Source organism: Stenotrophomonas sp. 169 (assembly GCF_014621775.1).
Taxonomy (GTDB): Bacteria; Pseudomonadota; Gammaproteobacteria; order Xanthomonadales; family Xanthomonadaceae; genus Stenotrophomonas.
In genome coordinates this window covers 3001384-3024575 of record NZ_CP061204.1, presented here as the reverse complement: position 1 = coordinate 3024575, position 23192 = coordinate 3001384, and the positions used below count along the sequence as shown (strand labels likewise).

Here is a 23192-nt window from a genome sequence, read left to right as displayed (position 1 = left end):
GATGAACCCAGAACCGTTGACCGTCGTCGTCGCTGCCTTCAATGAAGAGGCCGCGCTGCCGCAGCTGCACGCGCGCGTATCGGCGGTCTTCGCCGACATGCCGGATGTGACCGGCCGCATTCTGTATGTCGACGACGGCAGCAGCGATGCGACCTGGGCGTGCATTGAAACGCTGGCCCGCCAGGACCCCCGCGTGTCGGCATTGCGTCTGTCGCGCAACTTCGGCAAAGAGGCCGCGCTGACCGCCGGGCTGGACCAGGTGTCTGTCGGCGCCGCCATGATCCTGGATGCGGACTGCCAGGACCCGCCCGAATTGATTCCTGCCTTCGTGGCACGTTGGCGCGAAGGCTATGACAACGTGTACGGGACACGCCTGGCGCGCGAGGGCGAGAGCTGGACCAAGCGAGCCACCGCCGGCATGTTCTATCGCATCATCGGCCGCATGTCGCCGACGCCGATTCCCGCCGATACCGGGGATTTCCGCTTGTTGTCGCCTCGCGCGCTGCAGGCGCTGCGGGAACTGCGCGAGCGCCATCGCTTCATGAAAGGCCTTTTCAGCTGGGTCGGCTACAACCGTATCGCGGTGCCCTATCAACGGCATGCGCGGGTGGCCGGCACCAGCAAGTTCAGCCTCTGGCGCCTGTGGAACTTCGCGCTGGAAGGCATCACCAGTTTCACCACGGTGCCACTGCGGGCGGCGACGTATCTGGGGATGCTGACCGCGGCCGGTGCCTTCCTGTTCGCCGTGGGCGTGGTGGTGAAAGCGTCGTTGTACGGCGACCGTGTCGCCGGCTGGCCGACGATGATGGCGGTCATCCTGTTCCTTGGCGGGGTCCAGCTGATCGCGCTCGGACTGATCGGGGAATACCTGGGGCGGCTGTACGAAGAGTCCAAGCAGCGGCCGCTGTACCTGCTTGACACCTGCATAGGCCCGTCCGTGGCAGACTCGAACCTGCAACCCACCCTCGGAGGGCAGGCAGATGACCACGGTTCGGCAGGTGTTGGACGGCAAGTCTCCTGAAGTGCACGCCGTCGCGCCACAGGCGGCGGTATTCGATGCGATCCAGTTGATGGCGGAAAAGGGCGTCGGCGCGGTCCTGGTGATGGAGGGGCCGCAGCTGGCGGGCATCCTCTCCGAGCGCGATTACGCGCGCAAGATCGTGCTGCGTGACCGCTCCTCGCGGGACACACGCGTGGCGGACATCATGACCTCGCAGGTGGTGACGGTATCGCCCGATTCGCAGGTCGCGCACTGCCTGCAACTGGTGACGGACCATCGCATCCGCCATCTACCGGTGGTGGAGGAAGGCCGCGTGCTGGGCGTGATCTCCATCGGCGATCTGGTCAAGGCGGTGATTGACGCGCAGGCGCGGGAGCTGGAGCAGTTGCAGCAGTACATCGTCGCCGGCTGACCGACGACGGGGGGCGGCCAGCGGCCGCCGCCACCCGTCTCCCTCAGCGGGCGTATTTCCCGCCGCAGTCACTGTCCTTGCCCGGACCGGGCTCGAACGTGGCCAACAACGCGGCCGGCGGCGCGATGCTGCCCAGCGCCAGGGCGATCGCGCCGCGAAGGCCCAGTGCCTTGAAATCGGGACGGAACGACGGGTCCTTGAACGTGCCGTCGATGCGTAGTGGCGAACGCAGCGCCAGGATGCTGATGTCCTTCGGACGCGGTTTCAGCAGCAGGTCCATCTGCTCGTTCTTCAGGTTGATGCTGCCTTCGCCGACGATCAGCGTATCGGTGGTGTCTACCGCCAGGGCACGGCTGTCCATGCGCCCATCCTTCACGCCGAAGTCGGCGAAGGCACAGCGCAACGGGATCTGTCGGTCGCCGGTGAACAGGAATTTCAACGATTCGGCGACGTCCAGGCCGGCCAGTTCCATGATCAGGTTGCCCACGTGGCCCTTGCCCATGCCGATGGCAACGGTGCCGTCGCTGCTGCCCAGCATGGCGGCGATTGAATTGCCGTTGCCGCTCAGGTCGATCTCACCGCCGATGCCGCCCGAGGCCTGCTCGGCCAGCTTCGCATCCGGGAACAACTGGCCGAGCTGCACCCGACGCACGCTGGCTTTCAACGACGTGGCGATCTGGGGCCGACGCGCATCCATGCGGATCGTGCTGCGGATGTCGCCGCCTGCCACGCCGAAGTTGAGCGGCTCCAGGCGCAACAGGCCATCGTCGAGCTTCAGGTGGGCATCCATGTCATCCAGCGGCAGGCTGGGGGCATTGATGCGCTGCGCCTTCAACCGAACGTCGGCATCCATCGCGCGCAGTTTGCCGAGGTCATACGGCGTGTCGGGCAGGATCGTCGGCTTTGCGGCCAAGCGCGCGGCCTCCGCTTTCTGCTCGGCATTCGCGGTTTCGTCGCCACCGGTCTTCGGCGGCGCACCGATGAAGCCGGCGAGGTCATCGAAATCCAGGCGTTTGGAGACCAGGTTGGCGGTCAGTCGCGGGCGCTCGCCGCCAACCTCCACCTTTACATCACCGCCGAGATCACTGTCGCCGACCCGGCCGTTGAACTTCTGGTACTGCCAGACCTGGTGGTCGCGCGTCAGCTGCCCGTCCAGCCGATAGGGCGGGGTAGAGGGTAAGGCGATGCCGACCAGCGGATACAGGTCTTCCAGATCCTGGCCGCTGAGGCGGAACTGCAGGCTGAAGGTCTGGAACTGGAACGGATTGATCAGCGTGCCGCTGGCCACCGCATGCGTGCCACCGGCTCGCCCGTCCAGATGGATGCGGAAGGGATGGCCGCTGTTGGTCAGCTCGAGCGGTGATTCTGTATTGCCGTTGAGGGTGAAGGCATTGCCCTGCCATGAGCCCTTGCCGCCGACCAGCAACGGCGGTGCGGCATCGGCCTGCTTCGGCTTGCCACTGCGCACCGACACCTGGATGTCGGTACGGCCCCGCTCATCCAGAAACTGCAATCGGCCGTCATCGATGTACAGCCGCTGCAGTTGCAACGGCTCGCCGCCACTGCTTTCGCCCATGAAATCCCAGTTGCCCGCCTGGTCCGCGCGCGGCGCGGTCTGCAACAACGCGTCCGGACGGGTAAGGCGTACTTCCGGCAGTTGTACGCTGCCGCGCAGCAGCGGCCAGACGCGCACGTCGATTTCCACGCGGTCGGCGCTGACCATCTGCGGGCGCTTGGCCCACTCTGCATTGGCAAAGGTGACGGAATCACCGCGGATGGTGGTCACGCGGCCAAGGTCGACATCCAGGTTGCCGATATGCAGCGCGCGCCCCGTTTTTGCCTGCACGGCACGCTCCACCGGGCCCTTGAACCAGTTCCAGTCCCACAGCGCGATCAGCAGCAAGACGGCGGCGATCAGGAACACCAGCACCGCCAGCCAGCGCTGGCCGCGCTTGCCGGGACGACGGAAACGCCGGCGAACCGGGCGGCTGGTTTCAGGGGGCAGGGTGGCATTCACAGCCGCATGGTTGCCCGTTCATCGTGCACATAGCGCGAATGGGGCATTCGGATTACGTGCAGGTGAGGGTTGTCGAACGGGTGAGACCCCCCTCGCGGTGTGCTCTGACAACAGGCTACGAGCGTGGGGCCGGGCGGTGGGGCGGGACGGGGGACGGCAAGAGCCGCATCCATGCAGGCCTCGTTTCGTGCCATCCATGGCACTCAACGCCCCCGCCCCGCCCCACCGCCCGGCCCCCGACAGGTTCCGTGGCCGCCCGCCGCGTATGAAAAAAGAAGAAAAGCGGTAGCGCCGACCCATGGTCGGCGAGTGCAGCGGGCCCTTGGCGGGGACATTCCGCCGAGCCACGCTCGGCGGAAACCATCCGACCCCATTCCCCAAAGAAACCGCCGACCATGGGTCGGCGCTACCGACACCATGGCCACCGTGGATATGTCGAAGGTGGGGCGGGGTGGGTTGGCGGGGGTGTTGAGCGCCATGGATGGCGCGAAACAAGGCACGCATGGACGCAGTTTTTGCCGTCCCCCGCCAACCCACACCGCCCCACCAGCACACGGCCCTGCAGACGTTGCTGTTGCTGTTGCCGTTGCCGTTGCTGTTGCTGTTGCTTTCGCTTAAAAGCCAAGCGCAGCGCAGAAAATCACAGCACCTGCGCGGTGACGGCGACGAAGTGGCAGACGCTGCCGCCGATCACGAACAGATGCCAGATCGCATGCGAGTAGCGGATCGATTCACGATGATAGAAGTACGTACCCAAGGTGTACGACAGGCCGCCCGCCAGCAGCCAGCCCAGCGTCCACATGTCGATCGCCGCCAGCATCGGCTTGATCGCCACGACGATCAGCCAGCCCATCGCAATGTAGATGCCGGTGGACAAGGCCTTGAACCGACCGGTGAAGAACAGCTTGAACACCACCCCGGCGAACGCGAGGATCCAGATCGCCGTGAACATGCCCCAGCCCCACGGACCGCGCAGACCGATCAGCATGAAGGGCGTATAGGTGCCGGCAATCAGCAGGTAGATCGCGCAGTGGTCGAATACTTTCAACCGTCCTTTCGCCACGGGGTGCTGGATCGCGTGATACAGCGTCGAGGCCGTGTATAGCAGCAACAGCGCCACCCCGAACACGATCGAGCTGAACAACTGCCAGCCGTCGCCATGGATGGCAGCCAGGGTGATCAACACGGCGCTGCCAGCCAACGCAGCTACCGCGCCCAGTCCGTGGGTCAGTGCGCTCGCGATTTCCTCGCGGATTGATTCAACAGAGGTCATGGACAGTGAGAGGGGTCGCAGGGAGGGGGTCCTGCATCCCCCCTATCATCGCCGCGATGGCCGGTGCGTGCACGCCCGGCCAGACGCGGGTTCAGGACGTAGCGGTATACGCCGCTTCGCGGGTAGCAGAGAAGCGCACGTCCGGCGCACGTTCCTGCGCCAGCTGCAGGTTGACGCGGGTCGGAGCCAGATACACCAGCTGACCGGCCGCATCCACCGCCAGATTCAGCGCGTTCTTCTCGCGGAACTCTTCCAGCTTCTTTTCGTTGCTGCAGGTGACCCAGCGCGCGGTGACCACACCGACTGGTTCGAAGGCCGCTTCCACGCCGTATTCGTCCTTGAGGCGGTAGGCCGCCACGTCGAACTGCAGCACGCCCACCGCACCCAGGATCAAATCGTTGCTCATCAGCGGACGGAAGAACTGGGTGGCGCCTTCTTCGGACAGCTGCGCCAGGCCCTTCTGCAGCTGCTTGAGCTTCAGCGGATCGCGCAAGCGGGCCCGACGGAATAATTCCGGAGCGAAGTTGGGGATGCCGGTGAAGGTGATTGCCTCGCCCTCGGTGAACGTGTCGCCGATGGAGATGGTGCCGTGGTTGTGGATGCCGATCACATCGCCCGGCCACGCCTCGGCGGCGATCTCGCGGTCGCTGGCCATGAAGGTCAGCGCGTTGGCCAGCTTCATGTCCTTGCCCGTGCGCACATGCAGGGTCTTCATGCCAGCGGCGAAACGTCCCGAACACACGCGCATGAAGGCCACGCGGTCGCGGTGCTGCGGGTCCATGTTGGCCTGGATCTTGAACACGAAGCCGGTGAGCTTGTTTTCCTGCGGCGCGACGTCCCGGCCGGTGCTGGCGCGTGCCTGCGGCGACGGCGCGTGTTCGACGAAGAAATCCAGCAGCGGCTGGACGCCGAAGTTGTTCACGCCCGAGCCGAAGAACACCGGCGTCTGCTTGCCGGCGCGGTAAGCATCCAGGTCGAACGGATGGCTGGCGCCCTGTACGAGTTCCAGTTCATCGCGCAGTTCGGCCAGCATCTGCGCGCCGATCTTCTCGGCCAGTCCCGGTGCGTCGATGGAGGGGAAGATGGTCGAGTCCTGGCGGGTGAAGTTGCGCCCCTGCTCGTACAGATGCACTTCGCCGCTGATCAGGTGCACGACGCCCTTCAGGCGCTGGCCCATGCCGATCGGCCAGGTCACCGGCGCACACTGGATGCCCAGCACGCTTTCGACCTCGTCCAGGAGGTCGATCGGTTCCTTGCCTTCGCGGTCCAGCTTGTTGATGAAGGTCATGATCGGCGTGTCGCGAAGCCGGCAGACCTCCATCAGCTTGATGGTGCGCTCTTCCACGCCCTTGGCGACGTCGATCACCATCAGCGCCGAATCGACCGCGGTCAGCACGCGATAGGTGTCCTCGCCGAAGTCGGCGTGGCCCGGCGTGTCGAGCAGGTTGACGATCTTGCCTTCGTAGGGGAACTGCATCACCGACGAGGTGACCGAGATACCGCGCTCCTTTTCCAGCGCCATCCAGTCGGACGTCGCATGGCGCGCGGCCTTGCGGCCCTTGACCGAGCCGGCCATCTGGATCGCGCCGCCGAACAGCAGCAGCTTTTCGGTCAGCGTGGTCTTGCCCGCATCGGGGTGGGAAATGATGGCGAAGGTGCGGCGGCGCGCGGCTTCAGTGGCGACATCGGACATGGCAGGGGGCGCCCGCCCGGGGCGCAGATCAATGAAGTAAGCCGATGATTATCGCCGAAAAAGGGGACGGAGGGGATTAAGACGCATCTGGCCATGTCGGAGGCCAGATGCGTCTTAATCCCCTCCGTCCCCTTTTGCGAAGTGGAGTTCGCCGCGGGGGGTGACGATGCGCACCGGGATGGAGTGCAGCTGGGTGCCCTGCTGTACTTGGACGGCAAAGTGAAGGTGCGGAGCGGTGCTGTAGCCGGTGTTGCCGGACAGGGCGATGCGCTGGCCGGCGTCCACGTACTGACCCTCGCGCACCGTGACACCGTCCTGCAGCAGGTGGGCGTACACGGCCATGCTGCCGTCGTCATGGGTGATGCGGACATAGTTCGCCCGTTCGCGGTCGCGCGGTGCCAGTCCGTTGCCGCTGAAGCCTGACTGCACGCGGGTGACGCGTCCGGCGCGGGCAGCAAGCACCGGCGTGCCTTCGGGCAGGGTGAAATCCACGGCGAAGCGGTTCTCCGCATCGCGGTGGCTGAATCGGCCCTCGGGCGCCTGACCGACACTGAAGCGTCGTTCATCGAACGGAAGCTGGTAGGCGACGGGTGCGTCGTGCCCGCCAGCCGTCAGTCCCCAGCCACTGCGCCAGTCAGAGGCAGGGCTGGACAGGGCCAACAATGGCAGGAGGACGGGGCAGAGCAGCAGGCGACGCATGAAGCGGCCGGGAAAGGGGGACGTCGGACTCTAGCAGGCCGCACCTTGCCGTACGGGCCCAGGGTCACGTCGCTTTTAGCCCATCTCTTCATCCGCATGAAAGGATTGACAGGCCGAAAATCTGCTGGCATCGTGGCTCCACCATCGAGACCGGCAGAGGGACAGGCCCTTTGAAGCCGGGGCAGCCCGCAGGCGCGCAAGCGTCGGCGTAGGTGCCAAATCCTGCGGGGACTGTCGTGTCTACCGGAAGATGGTTCGAGCGTGCACCCGTGGGTGCCGCTTGGACGCGAGCCCTGCGAAGGCTCGATGGCCACTCCTCGGGAATGTTTCCCTTATTGGATACCGCCATGAGCTTCGCCCCCGCCACTGCCCCCCGTTCCGAATCCTTTGTCCCCGTCAGCGTGCCGGTCGAAGACCGCGTGCATGCCGTGCGCGGCGAATTCGCCGCGGTGTTGGACATGCGCCACGCGGGACCACGCGCCATCCGCCTGCGCTATGAATGTGTCGGCCCCGCCGATGCGCCCGTCGTGGTGCTGGCCGGCGGCATCTCCGCCAACCGCCATGTCGCGGCCAATGCGCAGTTCAGCGAAAAAGGCTGGGCCGAGGGACTGGTCGGCTCTGGCCGCACCCTGGATCCGCAGGTGCTGCGCATTCTGGCGTTCGACTTCATCGGCGCCGACGGCGCGCAGGACGTACCGATCGATACCGCCGACCAGGCCGACGCGCTGGCGATCCTGCTGGATCACCTGGCCATCGCGCAGCTGCAGGCCTTTGTCGGCTATTCCTACGGCGCATTGGTGGCGCAGCAGTTCGGCGTGCGCCACCGCCAACGCGTGCAGCGTCTGGTCGTGGTCAGCGGCGCGCATCGGGCACATCCCTACGCTGCCGCCTGGCGCGCTCTACAGCGCCGTGCCGTCGCGCTGGGCCAGCTGCAGTGCAGCGACGAGAACGGCCTCGCACTTGCCCGCCAGTTCGCCATGCTGAGCTACCGCACGCCGGAAGAGTTCAGTGAACGCTTCGATGCGGCCCCGGAAGTCATCAATGGGCGCGTGCGTGTCGCTGCCGAAGACTATCTGGATGCGGCTGCCGCGCAGTACGTCGCGCGCACACCGGTCATCGCGTGGCTGCGCCTGTCCGAATCCATCGACCTGCATCGCATCGATCCGGCTCAGCTGTTGCTGCCGACCGTGGTCGTCGCCGTGGAAGGTGATCGGCTGGTGCCGCTGGCCGATCTTGTCAGCCTGGTTGAAGGCCTGGGTCCGCGCGGCAGTCTGCGCGTGCTGCGCTCGCCTTACGGCCACGATGCCTTCCTCAAAGAAACCGATCGCATCGACGCGATCCTCGCCAACGCCATCCGCATCCCGGGAGAAACCGCATGAGCCGCTCCGATAACGCTGCACTGCCCTGTAGTCGCACCACGGCCGCCGTCCGCGCCGGCATTGACCGCGATACGGCACACGGTGCGGTGACGCCGCCGATCGTGCTGTCCTCGAACTTCAGCTTCGATGGCTTCAACAACAAGCGGCAATACGACTACACGCGCAGTGGCAACCCGACCCGCGACCTGCTGGGCGAGGCACTGGCCGAACTCGAAGGCGGTGCGGGTGGGGTGGTGACGGCGACCGGCATGGGCGCGATCAACCTGGTCCTGCAGGCACTGCTGGGACCGGACGACACGCTGGTGGTGCCGCATGACGCGTACGGCGGCAGCTGGCGCCTGTTCAACGCGTTGGCCGGCAAAGGCCAGTTCAAGCTGGTCACTGCCGACCTGACCGACCCGCGCTCGCTGGCACAGGCCCTGGCGACCTCGCCGAAACTGGTGCTGGTGGAAACGCCGTCCAACCCGCTGCTGCGCATCACCGACCTGCGCTTCGTGATCGATGCCGCGCATAAAGCCGGCGCGCGGGTCGTGGTCGACAACACGTTCCTGTCGCCGGCGCTGCAGCAGCCACTGGCGTTTGGCGCTGACCTGGTGCTGCACTCGACCACCAAGTACATCAATGGTCACAGTGATGTCGTCGGTGGAGCGGTCGTGGCGCGTGATCCCGAACTGGCACAGCAGTTGACCTGGTGGGCCAACGCGCTCGGCTTGACCGGCTCGCCGTTCGACGCCTTCCTGACCCTGCGCGGGCTGCGCACGCTGGACGCGCGTCTGCGCGTGCACCAGGAGAACACGGCGGCCATCGTGTCGCTGCTGGCGGACCATCCGGTCGTGGCGCAGGTGTACTACCCCGGCCTGGCGGACCACCCCGGCCATGCCATCGCGGCGCGGCAGCAGAGTGGATTCGGCGCGATGCTGTCGTTCGAGCTGGTCCAGTGCGAAGGCGACGACCCGCACGCGGCGGTGCGCGCCTTCGTCGACGGCCTGCGTTACTTCACGCTGGCCGAGTCGCTGGGGGGTGTCGAGAGCCTGGTGGCGCATCCGGCCACCATGACGCACGCGGCAATGAGCGTCGAGGCGCGCCAGGCTGCCGGCATCAGCGAGGGACTGCTGCGCCTGTCGGTCGGCATCGAATCCGAGCGTGACCTGCTGGCCGACCTGACCTTGGCGCTGGAGCGTGCGGCGACGGTGGTCAATGCGGGCGCAGGCCGCAAACAGGCTGTCGACGCATGAATGCGCTGCTCGCCAGATCCACCCCGCCGCAGACCGCGCGCCTGGCCCTGTTGGGTACGGGCACGGTCGGTACTGCCTTCGTCACCCGCTATCAGGCGCTACGGGCCGGTGGCGCCCACCTGCCTGCGCTGCAGTGGCTGGCCAATTCGCGTACCACGCTGGCCTGCACTGCCGATCCGGCGGAATCGCTGGAGCAGGTGCGCAGTGCGCCGCAGCGGACCGTCGGCGCATTGCCGTGGTCGCATGCCGAGACGCTGCGTGCCGGTGACGTGGTGGTCGATGCCACAGCGAGCGACCTTGTGGCCGCCGAGCACGCCCCGTGGGTAGCGCGGGGGGTGCACGTGGTCACCGCCAATAAGCTGGGGCAGGGCGCGCAGCTGGAACGCGCGCAGCAGATCCATCGGGGCTGCACCGACACCGGTGCGGTCTACGGCGACAGTGCCACTGTCGGTGCCGGACTGCCGTTGCTGAGCAGCCTGCGTGCATTGGTGGAAGGAGGCGACCGCATCCATCGCATCGAAGGTGTCCTGTCCGGATCGCTGGCGTGGTTGTTCAATCGTTATGATGGCCGTCAGCCGTTTTCCGTCGCCGTGCGTGAGGCGGTGGCAGCGGGCTACACCGAGCCGGATCCCCGTGAAGATCTTTCCGGTGAAGACGTTCGCCGCAAGCTGCTGATCCTGGCGCGCGCCTGCGGCCTGGCCATGGACGCCAGCCAGGTCCAGGTGACGTCGCTGGTGCCCGCCGGCCTGGCTGCCCTGTCTTCGGCCGAGGCACTGGCGCAGTTGCAGCTGCTGGATGCAGGCATCCACGCGCGCTGGCGGCAGGCCGAAGACGCAGGCCGGCGACTGCGTTTCATCGGCTGCATCGAGCGTGGCACGGCGCAGGTGGGCCTGCAGGCGTTGTCTGTTGACCATCCGCTGGCGCTCGGCGCGGGAACCGATAACCGTGTCGCGATCCACAGCGACCGCTATCGCGAACAACCCCTTCTGATCCAGGGGCCTGGTGCGGGCGCAGAGGTGACCGCCGCGGCATTGCTGGACGACGTGCTGCGCATCGCGCGGACGTCGATTGGCGGTGGCAGGTGAGGCAGAGCGCTCGGCTAGGATGCAGTGCGTTGATCTGTTGAAGGGCAGCACGTGCACTCATCTGATTCTTCCGCGTTGCGGCTGATCGTTGTCGAAGATGACGGTCTTCTGCGTGAGCGCATCCTGCTGCCGGGACTGCGCGAGCACGGCTTCCAGGCCCACGGTGTCGGCACGGCGGCGGCGCTGCAGGAGGCACTGCGGGTGGCGGTTCCGGACCTCATCGTGCTGGATCCGGGTCTGCCAGACGCTGACGGCTTCGAGCTGGCGCCATCGCTGCGGTTACAGCTGCCCGGTGTCGGAATCGTCATGCTGACCGGCCGCCGCGCCTTGGCCGACCAGGTGCGTGGCCTGGTCGACGGCGCCGATGCCTATCTGGTCAAGCCGGTGAAGATCGAGTTGCTGGCTGCCACGCTGCACAGCGTCGGCCGGCGCTTGGCCGATAGCCACGTAGGTACCGCGCAGGAGCACGCGCTGACCGGAAGATGGCAGCTGGACGCGGACGGCTGGCGACTGCTGGCACCCTGCGGACGCACGATGGCGCTCACCCGCAGTGAGCGCCCGCTGTTGCACTGCCTGATTGCTCGCAGCGGTGAAGTCGTGGGCCGCGATGCACTGATCGCCCTGCTGACAGGTGATGTGCATACGTTTGACCCGCATCGGCTCGACTCGCTGATCCATCGTCTGCGGCGCAAGATATCGGCCGCCAGCGGCCATCGATTTCCCTTGCTTGCCGTGCACGGGCAGGGCTACGTGTTCGCGCCCTAGGCGGCAGGCAGCCGCAGCCGCACGTCGGTGCCTTCGCCCAACGCGCTGTGCACGCTGATCGTGCCCCCGTATGCGGTCGCCCGCTCCTGCACCAGCATCAGCCCAAGCCCGTTGCCGCGACCCGACGTCCGGCCGCCATAAAGGGGATCGAACAGCCGTTGTCGTTGCAGCGCGTGCATGCCGCGGCCGCTGTCGCGCACCGATATTTCTACCTGATCGCCGTGCCGGTCCAGCTCGATGCGCACATGGTCGGCCGACGCGGGTCGCAGCGCATCGCGTGCATTGATTACCAGATTCAGGATCATCAGCGCGAACTCGCTGCGGTCCATGTGCAGGCTTGCCGTACTGCTGATGTGCAGCGGACGCAGTTGGCTGCGGTTGATGAAAAGCGGCTCCAGCAGCGGCCGCAGCTGCAGCAGCGCGCAGCCTGCGTCAAACCGCTCAGGGCGCATGTCATCCAGGCGACTGACGCGCAGCAGCGCACCACTCAGATGTTCGCCGAGCTGTACCGCCTGGTTCATTCCCTGCAGGGCATTGTCCAGTTCCTCGTCCGGCGGCAGCTGCATCGAACGGCGCTGCGCCTGGTCGCAGAAGCCCTGCAAAAGCGCCAGGACGTGATTGAAATCGTGGGCGATGCCCCGGTTCAAGCGGCCCATTACCGCCAGCTTTTCGGCGCGATGCAGACGTGCCCGCAGCTGCGTACAACGTGCCACTTCCTGTCGCAGCCGCGCGGCGTCGTGATGCTGGCGTGTCCGCTCTACGGTGTGCATCCGTAGCACGCCATCGATGCCCAGCGTCAGCAGGGTGTATCCCGCCGCCCACGGCAGCGGCGTGGTTTCTCTGTTCAGTGCCAGCAGGCAGACCAGGGCGAACCAGACGGACCAGAGCGCGGCCCTACCTGCCGCAAGGCCCGCCAGCAGCGGCAGAAGAAGCAAGGTGAAGGGATGCAGTGCAGCGGTCGCAAGGCCCATCCAATGCGCGGCGGACAGGCTGCTGACAAGGCTGACGGCCACCAGCGTGCCCACACCCGACCGCACGCGTCCCGCCGCAACCCACGTCGCGCACAGCACGGCGGTGGTCGTTGCCAACAAGGTCATCAACAGGTCCGGCATCCAGTGCGGGGGCAACGGGCGTACGGACAGCATCGATCCCCCATCCAGCAGCTGCACGCCTGCGTGCAGCAACAGCAGCAGCTGCACGACCAGCCTGCCGGAGCATGCGCTGGGTAGCGTCGCCCATGGACGCTGCGTTGTCTCGGCTGGGGAAAATGAGCGCGATGCGTACTGACTCGTCATGACATGCGTCGTCGGGGGGCACGGTGAGAAATGGCGAGTATTTGGTGAGGTTTCGTGCGTGACAACGATTGCGGCTGAACCGTACGTTCATCCGCGCCGTCGCAGCGCGCTTTCAGTTTTCGCGCATTCAAGTTGCTGGGACGTGCACACCTTCTGCTTCTGGACCTGCGATCCAGTGCAGCGCCTTGCGCTGCCTGCCTGCGGGACGGGAGTGCCTTGCCCTTCAACTCATCAGGTGATGAATGAACAGGATTTTCAGTCGTGTGTGGAGCCGCTCGCTACAGCAGCTGGTCGTGGCCTCGGAGCTGGCTTCGCCGGGCCGCGGGACAGGCCAGAGACGACGCGTGGTGCGTTGCCTGGTGGCCGGTGCGTTGTTGGTGCCGGCGTGGGCGTCGATGGCATCGGACGCCTCAACACTCCCCACCACGTCCACTGCCTCGGGTTACGTGGATGTCGATGGCAAGGACGATGGGAGCGACGATGCGAGCGCAAGCGGTGAGGGTGCTTTGGCAGTGGGTGTGATGGCCCAGGCACAGGCGACCAATGCAATCGCGCTGGGTACAGGGGCAGCCGCCTCTGCGCAGTCTGCCATCGCGATCGGCGACGGCAGCACGGCATCCGGTGCCGGTGCGGTCGCGGTGGGCTCGCAGTCGTCGTCCAGTGGGTATGCCAGCGTGGCCACCGGTGGGCTGGCCAACGCCGAGGGCAACAGTTCGGTGGCGCTGGGTACGCAGTCGCACGCGAAGGGCGCCGCCGGCATTGCCGTGGGATTGCAGTCCGCGGCAGAGGGGGACTTCTCCACCGCCATCGGCATGGACAGCCACGCCGCCGGCGACGGGGCAGTCGCGCTGGGTACCAGCGCCAGTGCATCGGGTTTCCGTGGCGTCGCCACGGGGTACCTGGCCACCGCCAGCGGCGATGGCGCGATCGCCATCGGCGGTCAGTACGTGTGTGATCTGTGCGTGGCGGAAAACACCCAAGCGAGCGGCAGCAACAGCATGGCCGTAGGCCAGTCTGCGCGCGCGCTGGGCAGCGATGCGGTTGCCCTGGGGGCGCTGAGCGCCGCCTTCGGCGACCGTGCGGTGGGCATTGGTGCGGACAGCAGGGCCCAGGGCAACAACAGCACGGCTATCGGCCAGCAGGCCGTCACCACGGGGGCCAACAGCATCGCGCTGGGCAGCAACGCGCGTGCGATGGGTACGGAAAATCCCGCGACGTTGAGCAACAACATCGCCATCGGTGCCGACAGCCTGGCCGATTATGCCAATGCCACGGCGCTGGGGTCCCAGGCACAGGCCACCGGCCTGTCATCGATGGCGCTGGGCTCGAGGGCACAGGCGTCGGAATGGAGCGCGCTGGCGGTCGGTACTGGCGCGGTGGCGAGCGGGGCGTTTGGCGTGGCCCTGGGTGACAGCAGCCAGGCCGGAGCGTTCCAGGCCGTCGCGCTGGGTGCCGGCGCCAAGGCCACCGGCAGCGCGGCAATGGCATTGGGCGGCTCCAGCGTGTCCGATGGCCTGGGCAGTGTGGCCGTGGGCAAGCTGTCTTACACGCATGGGGAATACGCGACCGGAATAGGCACCATGGCGATTGCGTATGCAGATCGCAGTGTCGCCATCGGCAACGCCTGGACCCAGGAGCAGGCCACCGGCGGCGTGGCCCTCGGCTACGGATCGCTGGCAACGCGCCCCAATGCGGTATCGGTGGGCGCATCGCAGGAGTGGTTCGACATCCTGGGCGACGCCCACGGGGTGATGCAGCGGCAGATCACCGATGTAGCGGCCGGTACGGAAGATTACGATGCAGTGAACGTGGCCCAGCTGAAGGCGGTCGAAGCAAAGGCGGGAACCACGCGATTCCTGGCGGTGGATTCGGCAGTTGATGGCAGTGAGGATCCGCTGGCCAGCGGTGACGGTGCTATGGCGGTCGGGCCGCAGGCTGTCGCCGATGGTGCCGGGGCGACCGCTGCGGGGTACCAGAGCAATGCGTTGGGGGAGGGCGCAATCGCAGCGGGTGCGCAGTCGCTTGCCTATGGCGAGCGCACCGTTGCGGTAGGTGCGGCCAGCACGGCGCTGGGAGTGTCGGCAGCCGCCGTGGGGGCCGGTGCGAGCGCCGATGGCACGCTGGCGGCGGCATTCGGCGGAGGCGCCACGGCGCGTGGCGACGGGGCGGTGGCGGTGGGCGGTGATGCCCAGGCCACGGTGCCGAGTGCAGTCGCGGTGGGGCAGCGCAGTCAGGCGACCGGAGCCAATTCCACTGCCTTGGGGCGCTCTGCGGGCGCACTGGCTGACAACAGCGTGTCCATTGGCTACGTCAGCCGCGCCAACGCAGAGAACGGGACCGCCGTGGGGGCACTGTCGACAGCCGACGCGATCGGTTCCACCGCCATGGGGTACTTGTCCAGTGCTATGGGCGAGAGCTCGATAGCGGTGGGCCGCTGGACGAATGCCGAAGGCAACCGGTCTGTGGCGATTGGTGCGTTTTCCACGGCTGGTGCGCCTGGCGCAATTGCGCTCGGCACGTGGGCATCAGCGATGGGCATGGACTCACTCGCCATTGGTGAGGTGTCACGAGCGCCGGGAAACTTCGCCCTGGCCATCGGAGACAGCACGCTGGCATCAGGTGAGGGCTCGATCGCGCTTGGCAGACTCAGCAGCGCCACGGCGGAAAATGCCGTCGCATTGGGAACCGGCTCAGTAGCTGATCGCCCGAACGCCGTGTCGGTGGGCAGCGTCGGGGCCGAACGTCAGATCACCAACGTCGCCGATGGGACCGAGGCGACCGATGCGGTCAACAAGCGTCAGCTCGATTCAGCCATGGCCGATGTCGGCGAGGTCACCGCCATGGCAGTGCGCTATGACGATGAAGACAAGGCGCGCATCGGCTTGGGCGGCGAGCAGGGCACCACCATCAGCAACCTCAAGGCAGGTATCGCTGACCGGGACGCCGTCAATGTCTCGCAGTTGCAAGGTGTTGCGCATGCGTTGGGCGGTGGCGCGCAACTTGGCGCCGACGGCATGCTGCTGAGGCCGGTTTATACGATAGGCGGGGCCGGCTACGACAATGTCGGTGGGGCCTTTGGAGCGCTGGACAACGCATTGGGCAAGCTGGACACACGTGTCGGCGCGCTTGAAACCGGCGTTACGCCTCCTCCCGTTGGTGGCGGTGGTGGCGGTGCTGATCCGGACAACGGTCTGGTCGCTGCTGGCAATGCGCCAGATTCGGTAGCCATCGGTAAGGGTTCCGTCGCCGATGAGACCGGAACGGTGTCGGTAGGCACCGACGCTCAGCCACGTCGCGTCACTCACGTAGGCGCGGGCACGGCAGATACCGATGCAGCCAACGTCGGGCAGGTCAATACGGGCGACGCGCAGACGCTGGCCTCGGCGCGCAGCTACACGGATTCCCGCTACAAGGAGCTGGACGACCGTTTCGTGGATCTGTCGCAGGGCGTGGATCAGCGACTGAACCAACAGGACCGTCGCATCGATCGGCAGGGCGCAATGAGCAGCGCCATGATGAACATGGCGATCAACGCATCGGGCAGCCGTAGTCCCCGCGGTCGCGTGGCGGTGGGCGCCGGTTGGCAGAACGGTGAGCAGGCGCTGTCCGTCGGCTACGGCAAGCAGGTAGGCGAGCGGGCCAGCATCAGCCTGGGCGGCGCGTTCAGCGGCAGTGACCGTTCAGCCGGCATCGGCTTCGGTATCGACCTCTGATGAGGCGCTTCCGCACCCTCTGCATTTTTCTTGAAGGAACACCATGAAAATATCGTACGTTTCCCACTGCGCGTGTGCCGTGGCCGCCAGTATTGCGCTCATCACCTTGGCCGCGCCGGTGGCGGCCACCGAGCACCGCGTCATGCCGCTGCGGTCACTGCCTGCTGCCCACGCAGCTGACGCCCACACTCGCTTGATCGTCAAATACAAGCCTGGCAGCGCGCCAGCCCGCGACCGGGGCCGGGTGACGGCCAGCCTGAACTCGGCAGTGGCGCGCGGGATGGCGGTTGCCCCCACCACCACCGTGTTCGCGCTGCGCAGCGTACGCCGCACTGCGACCGGGGCGGACATCGTCAGCACCTCACGCCGGTTGGCCAGCAACGAAGCGCAGGCGCTGTTGAAGCAGCTGCGCCAGGATCCGGATGTCGCTTATGCGCAGCTGGACACCCGGAAGTATGCGGCGGATGTCATGCCGAACGATCCGCAGCTGCCGATCTACCAGTGGGATCTGCTTAATACGGTCGGGGGCATCCACGGGCCGGAGGCGTGGGGTGAAAGCACCGGCGAAGGTGTGGTGGTAGCGGTGCTGGACACCGGTTACAGGCCCCATGCTGACTTGAAGGACAACCTGCTGCCGGGCTACGACTTCGTGTCATCGTATGGTCAGTCCGAGGACGATCCTGATATCGCCGGTGACGGCGATGGGCGCGACCCGGATGCATCGGACCCGGGTGACTGGACCGACGCGTCGATGCCTTGGTGTGGCAGCACCGAGGACAGCACCTGGCACGGCACCCATGTGGCCGGCACGGTAGCGGCGATGACCAACAACGGGCGTGACGTCGCCGGGACCGCCTGGGGCGCGAAGGTGCAACCCGTCCGGGTGCTCGGTCACTGTGGCGGATTCACCTCCGATATCGCCGACGCGATCGTGTGGGCTGCGGGCGGCACGATCGAGGGTGTCCCCGCCAACCCGACGCCGGCCGACGTCATCAACATGAGCCTGGGAGGCAGCGGCGCCTGCACGGAGGACCCGGCTACGCAGGAGGCTATCGACTTCGCTGTCGCGCAAGGGACCACGGTGGTGGTCGCGGCCGGCAATCAAGGTGCCGATGCCGCCGGGTTCAGCCCGGCCAGTTGCCGTAACGTCATTTCGGTGGGGGCGACCGGCGTCGGTGGGCGGATTGCAAGCTACAGCAATTTTGGCGCCACGGTCACGCTCGCCGCACCGGGCGGTGACACCGACAACAGCGGTGGGATAGCGAAAGGTGCCGTCTGGTCGACCAGCAACGCAGGCACCACCGTTCCCGGCGATGACGCCTTGGTCGGAATGATGGGTACGTCGATGGCGTCACCTCATGTGGCGGGGATCGTAGCGTTGATGCAGTCCGCGGCGGTGGGCGCCGGCAGGCCCGCGCTGACGCCGGCGCAGGTGCGGCAGATGCTGGTTGATTCGGCCCGCGTGTTCCCGGTCGCGCCACCAGCGGCCCGCCCGATCGGCGCAGGCCTGGCCGACGCGGGGCGCGCCGTACAGCTGGCACTGGGCAACCCATTGCCCCTGCCCAGTCTGCAGAATGGCGTGACCAGCGTTGCGATTAACGGTGCTGCCGGCGATTCGGTCAGCTACCGCTTCGATGTGCCCGCAGGTACCCGCAGCATCAACCTGCGCACGCTGGGGGGCGAGGGGATGTCAGTCTGTATGCCTCGGCCGGCGTGGAACCCACCGTCGATGACGCCCAATACCGCTCGCGCCGGGCAGGCAATGCGGAGGTGATCATCGTCAGCGCACCGCGCGCTGGCACGTGGTACCTGAAGGTGGTCGGAGAGGTGGACTTCACCGGGGTTGGCGTGACGGCGATTGCGCGCTGAGCGTTCCCGATGCGTGCGGGCACGCCGAGCGCGTGCCCGCTGCTGGGATTACCGGTTCGCTTCCAGCGACCGCAACAGCGCAGCATTGAACCGCGCCGGATCCTGCACCTGTGGCGAATGCCCCAGGTCGGCGAATTCCACCAGCTGTGCACCGGGTATGGCCGCTGCGGCGGCCTTGCCCAATAGCGGGTAATTGCCCAGCTTGGCCTTGAGCGCAGGGGGCGCCTGGTCGCGACCGATCGCGGTGCGATCCTTCTGGCCGATGTACAGCGTGGTCGGCACGCGGATGTTCTTCAGTTCGTACACCACCGGCTGGTTGAACACCATGTCCGAGGTCAGCGCCTGGCTCCAGGCCACCGCCTCTTTGCCTGCGCCGGCGTACATGCCGGCCTGCATGCGCGCCCAGTGCTCGAACGAGGGTTGCCAGTCGCCGCTGTAGTAAACGTCCAGCTGGTACTTCTTGATGGAATCGAAGGTTGTCTTCAACTCGTTGGAATACCACGCATCGACACTGCGCCACGGCACGCCGAGGGCTTTCCAGTCTTCCAGTCCGATCGGATTGACCAGTGACAGCGACTGGGTGGCCTGCGGATACAGCAACGCATAGCGCGCGGCCAGCATGCCGCCCATCGAATGGCCGACGATATGCGCCCGCTGCACGCCCAGCTGCTCAAGCAGGGCGTGGGTGTTGGCGGCCAATTGGCCGAACGAGTACTGGTAGCCGGCAGGCTTGCTGGACCGGCAGAAGCCGATCTGGTCCGGTGCGATGACCCGGTATCCGGCATCAAGCAACGGCTTGATGGTCTCCTGCCACGTGGCGGCACAGAAGTTTTTCCCATGCAGCAGCACCACGGTGCCAATCGGTGACCGCGCTGGAGCGACGTCCAGATAAGCCATCTCCAGCGGCTGGCGCTGCGATTCCAGTGCGAACGTCTTTACCGGGTAGGGGTAATCAAACCCCTCCAGGCGGGGGCCGTAGACATCCGCGGCAGTAACAGCGACAGGACAGCAAGCGATCAGGGCGGCGGCCAGCAGGCGCATGGCGGTCTCCATGGAAGGGGAGACCGAGCATACCGCAGCGCCAAACATCACCCTGTCGAACCATCGCATCCATCCGGTAGCGCCGAGCCGCGCTCGGCACCACCCGCCGTCAGCACTCGATGACGTTGACCGCCAAGCCGCCGCGGCTGGTTTCCTTGTACTTGTCCTGCATGTCGCGGCCGGTATCGCGCATGGTCTTGATGACCTTGTCCAACGACACCTTGTGCTTGCCGTCGCCGCGCATCGCCATGCGTGAGGCGTTGATCGCCTTCACTGCCCCCATCGCATTGCGTTCGATGCAGGGGATCTGAACCAGTCCGCCAATCGGGTCACAGGTCAACCCGAGGTTGTGCTCCATGCCGATTTCCGCGGCATTTTCGATCTGGCTGGGACTGCCGCCCAACGCCGCGACCAGCCCGCCGGCCGCCATCGAGCACGCCACCCCGACTTCCCCCTGGCAACCCACTTCGGCGCCGGAGATCGAGGCGTTTTCCTTGTACAGGATGCCGATCGCCGCCGACGTCAGCAGGAAATCGAAGATGCGCTGTTCATTGGCGCCTGGGCAGAAGCGATCGAAGTAATGCAGCACGGACGGCAGGACACCCGCCGCGCCATTGGTCGGTGCCGTGACCACGCGACCGCCCGCAGCGTTCTCTTCGTTCACCGCCAAGGCGTACAGATTCACCCAGTCCAGCGTGGTCAGCGGGTCACGCATCGCCGCTTCGGGTTTCGATGACAGCTCGCGATACAGCGCCGGTGCGCGTCGGCCTACCTTCAGTCCCCCCGGCAGCACGCCCTCCTGGCGGATGCCGCGTGCCACGCATGCCTGCATGGCCGACCAGATCTCGCGCAACAGTTCGCGGATCTCGTCCTCGCTGCGCCAGGATTTCTCATTCTCGAACATCAACTGGGCGATGCTCAGCCCACTGCGCGCGGTCTGCGCCAACAGTTCGTCGCCGCTCTTGAAGGGGTAGGGCAGCGGGGTCTCATCGGGCACGATGCGATCATCGGCGGCATCGTCCTGGTTGACCACGAAGCCGCCGCCGACGGAATAATAATCGCGCGTGGCGATCACCTCGTCGTTCGCATCGAAGGCGGTGAAGCGCATGCCGTTGGTGTGATAGGGCAGCTTCTGCCGCTTGTTCAGTCCCAGATCGCGTTTCTCATCGAACACGATCTCGTGCTGACCCATCAGGTTGAGCCGCTTGCTGGTGCGGATACGCTCCAGCGTCGCCGGGATGATGTCCGGATCGATCAGGTTGGGGCGCTGTCCTTCCAGTCCCAGCAGCACGGCTTTGTCCGTGCCGTGGCCGCGCCCGGTCAGCGCGAGTGATCCGTAGACGTCCGCACGGATGCGCACCACATCCTGCAGTCTGCCCGGATCCAGCAGCCAGCGATGCACGAACCGTTCGGCCGCCTTCATGGGCCCTACGGTGTGCGAAGAGCTCGGGCCAATGCCGATCTTGAATACGTCGAACGTGCTGACTGCCATGGATGCCGTGCTGCAGGTACCGGGAAAGCCGCTATTCTAGCGGTTGACGCGGCGGTTCCTTGGCTGCGGCGCAGCAAACCCATACGGAGCGGGCCCGGTGTTCATCCTCTACCAGCGCGACGACTGCCATCTGTGTGATCTGGCGCTGGCCGTGCTGGCGCAGGCACGGGTGCCCCGGCTCGAGTCGGTATTCGTCGAGGCAGATCCCGAACTTGAAACACGCTATGGTGCGCGGGTGCCTGTGCTGCGGGACAGCGCCGGCAGACGCGAGCTGGACTGGCCGTTCGATGCGGCCACACTCGCTGGATGGCTGCGGGCCGGGTAGCTAGTGCCGCGCCATGCGCGGCGGACGCCGGATGTCCGGACGCCCGCAGCCTGATGGCAGGGTGTCACTTGGCCTTGAAGTTGACCACGGTGCTGATCGCGGTCTCATCCGGGATTGTCTTGGTATCGGCCCAGTCACCGCCGCCGACGCCGAATTCCAGTCGCTTGACGCTCGCCTGACCCTTCAGGACCGGCTGTGTGCCCGGCGTCCAGGTGAACGTCAGGGTGACCGGCTTGCTGACGCCGCGCAGTTCCAGCGTGCCGTCCGCAGCGTATTTGTCGTTGCCCAGTGCACGGAAGCCGCTGGCGCGGTAATGCGCGGTGGCGAACTTGCCCACATCGAAGAAATCCGCTCCCTGCAGCGTGGAGTCGCGGTCGGCGTTGCCGCTCTTCGCGCCTGCCAGCGGGATCGTCACATCCAGCTTGCCGGCAGCCAGATTGGCCGGGTCGAAGCTGAGCTGCGTGGTGAAGCCCGGGAAGGTGCCGGCGAAGACTTCGCCGTCGTACTTGGTCGCGAAGGCAAGGGTGGAACCGGGTGCCTGCACGTAGTCGGCGGCGATGGCCGGGGAGGCGGCAAGCAGGCCCGCCAGGGCGGCAGCAACGGCTGTCGGGGAGGTCAGTTTGATGGTCATCGTTCAATCCTTCTGGGGAGAGGAGATCCAGCCGCGCGGAAGCATCCGCACCAAGGTGGCATCACGCTGGAAAACATGGTGGTAGAGCGCGGCACCGGCATGCGCGGCGACGACGGCCACCAGCAGCCAGAAGCCGTATTCGTGGATCGCATGGGAAATGGCCACGGTCTGCGGATCCGGCGCGACCAGCTTGGGTACGTCGACCAGACCAAACCAGCGGAACGGCCGCAGGCCACTGGCCGAGTCGTAGATCCAGCCGGACAGCGGGATGCCGAACATCAGCACGTAGAGCAAGGCGTGGGTCACGCTCGCGATGCGCTCCTGCCAGGTCGGCGTGCCAGGCACCGCGGGCGGCGCACCGGCATACAGACGCCAGCCCAAGCGCAGCACGACCATCGTCAGCACGGTGATGCCCAGTGACTTGTGGGCGGTGTACACCCAGAAGTACTTCGGCGTCTTCGGCAGTTCGCCCATGGTCAGGCCGACGATGCCCAGGGTGAGGATCAGCAGTGCGATCAGCCAGTGCAGGGTCTGGCTGACGCCACCCCAGCGCTGGGTATTGGGACGGCTCATGGCAGGTTCCTGGGCGCCGGCGTGGCGTCGATCGGGGGTTTGGACCCGGACGGCGGTGCCGTGTCGGGGGCGTCATCGTCTCCCTTGCGGTCGCGCACGGCTTCCACTTCCAGGCGGAGCTGCACGTCATCGCCGATCACGCTCGACCACGCGGTGATGCCGAAGTCACGGCGGCTCAGCGTGGCGGTGGCGGAAAAGCCGGCAGTGCGGCGGAAGGGCGGCAGCGGGTGGCGCTTGAGCGCATTGAGGGTGACGTCCAGCGTAACGGGACGCGTCACGCCGCGCAGGGTCAGATCCCCCAACACGCGGGCGTGCGTTTCGTCGATGGGCTGTACGGAGGTCGACACGAAGCGGGCTTCCGGGAAACGCTCGCCATCAAGCAGGTTGCGCGCCAGGGCGGCCTGGTTCCACTTGCTGTCGCCCAGGTCCAGGTGCGCGATGGGAACGCGCACGTCCAACCGCGCGGCGGCCCAGTCGTCCGGGCTGAAATACAGTTCGCCCTCGCTGCCGGACACGGTACCCAAGGCATTCGAAAAGCCTGCGTGCTTGATGGCGAACAGCACCCGGGTGTGGACCGGATCGAGGCGATAGAGCGTATCGGCTGCCACAGCCAGGCCGGGCAGGGCGGACAACAACAGGCTGAGGGTAAGACGTAGCAGCACGCGTGCAGCTCCTGCAGGGGACGCAGCGATCAT

18 protein-coding genes, 2 pseudogenes and 1 riboswitch are annotated in these 23192 nt (G+C 66.4%); of the genes and pseudogenes, 9 read left to right on the top strand and 11 right to left on the bottom strand.

Translation table 11 applies throughout. The features are described 5' to 3' along the window. Window position 1 precedes the first annotated feature (1 nt). Window positions 2-1021 carry a glycosyltransferase family 2 protein gene (locus tag ICJ04_RS13160; protein WP_188324673.1) on the top strand — a complete coding sequence of 340 codons (1020 nt, stop codon included), beginning with the start codon at window positions 2-4 and terminating at the stop codon, window positions 1019-1021. Continuing rightward, window positions 981-1412: a CBS domain-containing protein gene (locus ICJ04_RS13155; RefSeq protein WP_188324672.1), complete on the top strand. Its 432-nt coding sequence runs from the start codon at window positions 981-983 to the stop codon at window positions 1410-1412. Before ICJ04_RS13160 ends, ICJ04_RS13155 begins: the two co-directional genes overlap by 41 nt. A 43-nt stretch (window positions 1413-1455) precedes the next feature. Here the strand turns inward: ICJ04_RS13155 and ICJ04_RS13150 are convergent, their stop codons facing one another. The 4 genes and pseudogenes from ICJ04_RS13150 to ICJ04_RS13135 form a co-directional block, all read right to left on the bottom strand. After that, the gene (locus ICJ04_RS13150; protein WP_223203074.1) at window positions 1456-3348 is read right to left on the bottom strand and encodes an AsmA family protein; all 1893 of its coding nucleotides are present in this window, start codon (window positions 3346-3348) and stop codon (window positions 1456-1458) included. A 721-nt stretch (window positions 3349-4069) separates the two neighbouring features. Next, window positions 4070-4708, bottom strand: coding sequence for a hemolysin III family protein (locus ICJ04_RS13145; protein ID WP_188327334.1), 639 nt, complete (start codon window positions 4706-4708; stop codon window positions 4070-4072). Window positions 4709-4793: 85 nt separating this feature from the next. Next, entirely contained in the window at window positions 4794-6395 is a 1602-nt protein-coding gene (locus ICJ04_RS13140) for a peptide chain release factor 3 (protein ID WP_188324671.1), read from the bottom strand. Between the two features lie 114 nt (window positions 6396-6509). After that, window positions 6510-6983, bottom strand: a pseudogene (locus ICJ04_RS13135) (M23 family metallopeptidase); the annotation flags it as partial. Window positions 6984-7232: 249 nt separating this feature from the next. Then, window positions 7233-7351, top strand: a riboswitch (SAM riboswitch). Between the two features lie 66 nt (window positions 7352-7417). On the opposite strand from ICJ04_RS13135, the gene ICJ04_RS13130 reads away from it, so the two are divergent. From ICJ04_RS13130 to ICJ04_RS13115, 4 genes are read left to right on the top strand one after another with little or no spacing between them, the layout of a single operon-like run. After that, complete coding sequence (locus ICJ04_RS13130; protein ID WP_342589178.1) at window positions 7418-8473, top strand: homoserine O-succinyltransferase; 1056 nt, start codon at window positions 7418-7420, stop codon at window positions 8471-8473. Further along, on the top strand, window positions 8470-9708 hold the full coding sequence (locus ICJ04_RS13125) for an O-succinylhomoserine (thiol)-lyase (protein WP_188324668.1): 1239 nt from the start codon (window positions 8470-8472) through the stop codon (window positions 9706-9708). Before ICJ04_RS13130 ends, ICJ04_RS13125 begins: the two co-directional genes overlap by 4 nt. Further along, window positions 9705-10793, top strand: coding sequence for a homoserine dehydrogenase (locus ICJ04_RS13120; protein ID WP_188324667.1), 1089 nt, complete (start codon window positions 9705-9707; stop codon window positions 10791-10793). The genes ICJ04_RS13125 and ICJ04_RS13120 overlap by 4 nt, the downstream gene beginning before the upstream one ends. 51 nt (window positions 10794-10844) lie before the next feature. Beyond that, complete coding sequence (locus tag ICJ04_RS13115) at window positions 10845-11558, top strand: response regulator transcription factor (protein ID WP_223202888.1); 714 nt, start codon at window positions 10845-10847, stop codon at window positions 11556-11558. Here the strand turns inward: ICJ04_RS13115 and ICJ04_RS13110 are convergent. Further along, a complete protein-coding gene (locus ICJ04_RS13110) occupies window positions 11555-12757 on the bottom strand; it encodes a HAMP domain-containing sensor histidine kinase (protein WP_188324666.1) in 1203 nt (400 codons plus the stop codon). The two genes, ICJ04_RS13115 and ICJ04_RS13110, sit on opposite strands and share 4 nt — an antisense overlap. Before the next feature lie 338 nt (window positions 12758-13095). On the opposite strand from ICJ04_RS13110, the gene ICJ04_RS13105 reads away from it, so the two are divergent. Next, window positions 13096-16566 (top strand): ESPR-type extended signal peptide-containing protein, encoded by a 3471-nt coding sequence (locus ICJ04_RS13105; RefSeq protein ID WP_188324665.1) that lies wholly within the window; start codon window positions 13096-13098, stop codon window positions 16564-16566. Here ICJ04_RS13105 and ICJ04_RS18375 read toward each other — a convergent pair. Then, complete coding sequence (locus ICJ04_RS18375) at window positions 16534-16917, bottom strand: hypothetical protein (protein ID WP_223202887.1); 384 nt, start codon at window positions 16915-16917, stop codon at window positions 16534-16536. The genes ICJ04_RS13105 and ICJ04_RS18375 overlap by 33 nt on opposite strands. A gap of 46 nt (window positions 16918-16963) precedes the next feature. On the opposite strand from ICJ04_RS18375, the gene ICJ04_RS13100 reads away from it, so the two are divergent. Next, on the top strand, window positions 16964-18340 hold the full coding sequence (locus ICJ04_RS13100; RefSeq protein WP_223202886.1) for a S8 family peptidase: 1377 nt from the start codon (window positions 16964-16966) through the stop codon (window positions 18338-18340). Between the two features lie 143 nt (window positions 18341-18483). Here the strand turns inward: ICJ04_RS13100 and ICJ04_RS13090 are convergent, their stop codons facing one another. Next, window positions 18484-19476 (bottom strand): alpha/beta hydrolase, encoded by a 993-nt coding sequence (locus ICJ04_RS13090; RefSeq protein WP_188324662.1) that lies wholly within the window; start codon window positions 19474-19476, stop codon window positions 18484-18486. Window positions 19477-19585: 109 nt separating this feature from the next. Further along, window positions 19586-20968: an L-serine ammonia-lyase gene (locus tag ICJ04_RS13085; protein ID WP_188324661.1), complete on the bottom strand. Its 1383-nt coding sequence runs from the start codon at window positions 20966-20968 to the stop codon at window positions 19586-19588. Window positions 20969-21065: 97 nt separating this feature from the next. Between ICJ04_RS13085 and ICJ04_RS13080 the strand changes: the two genes are divergently transcribed. Continuing rightward, window positions 21066-21293 (top strand): glutaredoxin family protein, encoded by a 228-nt coding sequence (locus tag ICJ04_RS13080; RefSeq protein WP_188324660.1) that lies wholly within the window; start codon window positions 21066-21068, stop codon window positions 21291-21293. Window positions 21294-21357: 64 nt separating this feature from the next. Here ICJ04_RS13080 and ICJ04_RS13075 read toward each other — a convergent pair whose 3' ends face one another. The 3 genes and pseudogenes from ICJ04_RS13075 to ICJ04_RS13065 form a co-directional block, all read right to left on the bottom strand. Next, the gene (locus ICJ04_RS13075) at window positions 21358-21924 is read right to left on the bottom strand and encodes a YceI family protein (protein ID WP_188324659.1); all 567 of its coding nucleotides are present in this window, start codon (window positions 21922-21924) and stop codon (window positions 21358-21360) included. 3 nt (window positions 21925-21927) lie between these two features. Continuing rightward, window positions 21928-22497 (bottom strand): cytochrome b, encoded by a 570-nt coding sequence (locus ICJ04_RS13070; protein ID WP_188324658.1) that lies wholly within the window; start codon window positions 22495-22497, stop codon window positions 21928-21930. Next, window positions 22494-23087: pseudogene (locus ICJ04_RS13065) on the bottom strand (YceI family protein); the annotation flags it as partial. The gene ICJ04_RS13070 and the pseudogene ICJ04_RS13065, both read right to left, overlap by 4 nt. Window positions 23088-23192 lie beyond the last annotated feature (105 nt).

What these genes read in the sequence shown, in the direction of transcription:
- ICJ04_RS13160 (WP_188324673.1), top strand. Translation starts at nt 2, where the DNA reads ATGAACCCAGAACCGTTGACCGTCGTCGTCGCTGCCTTCAATGAAGAG.
- ICJ04_RS13155 (WP_188324672.1), top strand. Translation starts at nt 981, where the DNA reads ATGACCACGGTTCGGCAGGTGTTGGACGGCAAGTCTCCTGAAGTGCAC.
- ICJ04_RS13140 (WP_188324671.1), bottom strand. Translation starts at nt 6,395, where the DNA reads ATGTCCGATGTCGCCACTGAAGCCGCGCGCCGCCGCACCTTCGCCATC.
- ICJ04_RS13130 (WP_342589178.1), top strand. Translation starts at nt 7,418, where the DNA reads ATGTTTCCCTTATTGGATACCGCCATGAGCTTCGCCCCCGCCACTGCC.
- ICJ04_RS13125 (WP_188324668.1), top strand. Translation starts at nt 8,470, where the DNA reads ATGAGCCGCTCCGATAACGCTGCACTGCCCTGTAGTCGCACCACGGCC.
- ICJ04_RS13120 (WP_188324667.1), top strand. Translation starts at nt 9,705, where the DNA reads ATGAATGCGCTGCTCGCCAGATCCACCCCGCCGCAGACCGCGCGCCTG.
- ICJ04_RS13105 (WP_188324665.1), top strand. Translation starts at nt 13,096, where the DNA reads ATGAACAGGATTTTCAGTCGTGTGTGGAGCCGCTCGCTACAGCAGCTG.
- ICJ04_RS18375 (WP_223202887.1), bottom strand. Translation starts at nt 16,917, where the DNA reads ATGTCCGCCCCGGTCGCAGTGCGGCGTACGCTGCGCAGCGCGAACACG.
- ICJ04_RS13090 (WP_188324662.1), bottom strand. Translation starts at nt 19,476, where the DNA reads ATGCGCCTGCTGGCCGCCGCCCTGATCGCTTGCTGTCCTGTCGCTGTT.
- ICJ04_RS13085 (WP_188324661.1), bottom strand. Translation starts at nt 20,968, where the DNA reads ATGGCAGTCAGCACGTTCGACGTATTCAAGATCGGCATTGGCCCGAGC.
- ICJ04_RS13075 (WP_188324659.1), bottom strand. Translation starts at nt 21,924, where the DNA reads ATGACCATCAAACTGACCTCCCCGACAGCCGTTGCTGCCGCCCTGGCG.
- ICJ04_RS13070 (WP_188324658.1), bottom strand. Translation starts at nt 22,497, where the DNA reads ATGAGCCGTCCCAATACCCAGCGCTGGGGTGGCGTCAGCCAGACCCTG.